The 2589-nt window shown below is 74.7% G+C and carries 2 protein-coding genes; both read right to left on the bottom strand.

The window, feature by feature from the left end:
* Positions 1–110: 110 nt before the first annotated feature.
* Positions 111–1082 carry an ABC transporter substrate-binding protein gene (locus AB0O29_RS35020; protein WP_365160228.1) on the bottom strand — a complete coding sequence of 324 codons (972 nt, stop codon included), beginning with the start codon at positions 1080–1082 and terminating at the stop codon, positions 111–113.
* A 1-nt stretch (position 1083) separates the two neighbouring features.
* Positions 1084–2589, bottom strand: a 1506-nt coding sequence (locus tag AB0O29_RS35015; RefSeq protein ID WP_365160225.1) for an ABC transporter permease subunit, incomplete at its 5' end; no start/stop codon positions are given.

Here is a 2589-nt window from a genome sequence, read left to right as displayed (position 1 = left end):
GTGGAGCCGCCGGCCGTCCAGTACGTAGGTCGTCGTCACGCCGCGACGTTACCGGAGGCGGTGGAGGCGACGGCGGGCTCCCCGGCCGGGGAGCCCGCCGCCGTCCGGCCTCAGGCGGGGAGCCAGGTCTGCCAGGTGGCGCGGTTCTCCTTCACCCAGCGGGCCGCCGCCTCCCGCGGGGTCAGCTTGTCCTCCGCGATCATCAGCGCGACCTCGTTCTGCATGTCCGTCGTCCAGCGGAACCTCTTCAGGAAGGCGGCCGCGTCTCCGCCGTCCTTCGCGAAGCGGGCGTTGAGGAACTTCTGCAGCGGGGTGTGCGGGTACGCGCAGGCGACCTTCTCCGGGTCGGCGTCGCAGCCCTCCTTGTACTCGGGCAGCTTCACCTCCGTCATGGGCACCTTCTCGAACAGCCACTGCGGCTCGTACCAGTAGGTCAGGAAGGGCTTCTTCTCCTTGGCGAACTGCTTGATCTGCGTGATCTGGGCCGCCTCGGAGCCCGCGAAGACCACCTGGAGGTCCAGGCCCAGGTTCTTCACCAGCGCCTTGTCGTTGGTGACGTACGACGGGGAGCCGTCGAGGAGCTGTCCCTTGCCGCCGCTCTCCGCGGTGCGGAGCTCGGCGGCGTACTTGTCCAGGTTCCGCCAGTCGGTGACGTCGGGGTGCTGCTCGGCGAAGTACGTGGGCACGAACCAGCCGATGTGCCCGGTGACGCCCAGGTCGCCGCCGCGGGCGATGGTGCCCTTGCCCTCGATGTAGCGCTTCTCCTGGTCCGGGTGGCCCCAGTCCTCCAGGATGGCGTCGACCCGGCCCTGGCTGAGTGCGTCCCAGGCGGGCACCTCGTCGATCTGCACGGTGTCCACGCGGTAGCCGAGCTCGTGTTCCAGCAGGTACTGGGCGACGGCGGCGTCGGCCTGGGCGCCCGCCCAGGACTGCACGGACAGCGTCACCGTCCGGGACGACCCCCCGGTGTCCGCGAACGGGGAGGACTGGCGGGTCATGTCGGCGGCGCCGCAGCCGGTGAGGCCGGCCCCGACGGTCAGGGCCGCGGCGGCGGCCAGGGCGGCGGTACGGGTGCGAGCCATCTCAGGCCCCCTCTCCGGTGCGGGTGCGGCGTCGCGTCGGCTGGGTGACCCGGTCGAGCACCAGGCCCAGGCAGACGATCGCGGCACCGGCGACGAGACCGGTGGCCAGGTCGCCCTGGGCGAGGCCGAACACGGCGTCGTAGCCGAGCGCCCCGCCGCCCACCAGGCCGCCGATCACGACCACGGCCAGGACCAGGACCACGCCCTGGTTGACGGCCAGCAGCAGGGCCGGCCGGGCCAGCGGCAGCTGGACCTGGAGCAGTTGCTGGCGTCCGGTCGCCCCGAGGGACCGCGCGGACTCCACCGCGCCCGGGTCGACCGCCCGCAGGCCCTGCGCGGTGATGCGCACCACCGCGGGCAGCGCGTACACCACGGCCGCGGCGACGGCCGGGGCGCGGCCCACGCCGAACAGCGCGACCACCGGGATCAGGTAGACGAACTGGGGCATCGTCTGGAACACGTCGAGGACGGGCCGCAGCATCCGGTCGAGGCGGGCGCCGCGCGCGGCGGCCGCGCCGAGGGCGAAGCCGAGCAGCAGGGTCACGGCGACGGCGGCGAGCACCTGGGAGAGGGTGTCGAGGGCGGGCCCCCACACGCCGAGGACGCCGATCGCCGCCATGGCCAGGACGGCGGTGGCGGCGGTCCGCCAGGTGCCGATGAGCAGGGCGAGGGCGCCGACGGCCAGCAGGACCGACCACCAGGGCAGCCACTGCAGGCCCGAGCGGAGCGGGTTGAGGACGCCGGTGGTGAGGTGGGAGGCCCAGTCGGCGGTGCCGCCGACGACAGGCACCCCGGAGTACAGGTGCGCGGTCATCCAGTCCACGGCCCGGTTGACGGGCCCGGCGGTGTCCACGGTCCACGCCCGCGGCCAGTCGAGCCGGCCGGTGAGGTGCCCGGCCGCGGCGATCGCGGCGACCAGGGCGGCCGACACCAGGGCCGGGGTCCGGCCGGATCCGGCCGGGCTCGCGGCCGGAGCGGACCCGAGCCGGGCGCCGGCGGCGGCGGTGACCCGGTCCAGGACCACGGCGAGCAGCACGATGGGGACGCCCGCGGCGAGCGCGGCACCGACGTCCACGGAGGCCAGCGCCTGGTAGACCCGGTCGCCGAGACCGCCCGCGCCGATCACGGAGGCGATCACGGCCATGCCGAGCGCCATCATGATCGACTGGTTGACGCCGAGCAGCAGTTCCTTGCGGGCCAGCGGCAGCCGGGCCGTCAGCAGCCGCTGCCGGCCGGTCGCGCCGAGGGAGGCGGCGGCCTCCATGACCCCGGCGTCCGCGCCGCGCAGCCCGAGTGCGGTGAGGCGGGCCATCGGCGGGGCCGCGTACACCACGGTCGCCAGGACCGCGGCCGGCACGCCGATGCCGAAGACCAGCACCACCGGCAGCAGGTAGGCGAAGGCGGGCAGCACCTGCATGGTGTCGAGCACCGGGCGCAGCACGCGGTCCATGCGGCCGGACAGTCCGGCGGCCAGCCCGAGGAGCGTGCCGAGGAGCACGGACGCGAG

Origin of the sequence: Streptomyces sp. NPDC089915 (assembly GCF_040684675.1) — a bacterium.
GTDB lineage: Bacteria > Actinomycetota > Actinomycetes > Streptomycetales > Streptomycetaceae > Streptomyces.
Note: the sequence above shows the minus strand (reverse complement) of the source record. Positions and strands in the feature narration are given on the sequence as shown.

Bases quoted from the DNA above. Each gene is read 5' to 3' on its own strand.
- AB0O29_RS35020 (WP_365160228.1), bottom strand. From the start codon at position 1,082: ATGGCTCGCACCCGTACCGCCGCCCTGGCCGCCGCCGCGGCCCTGACC.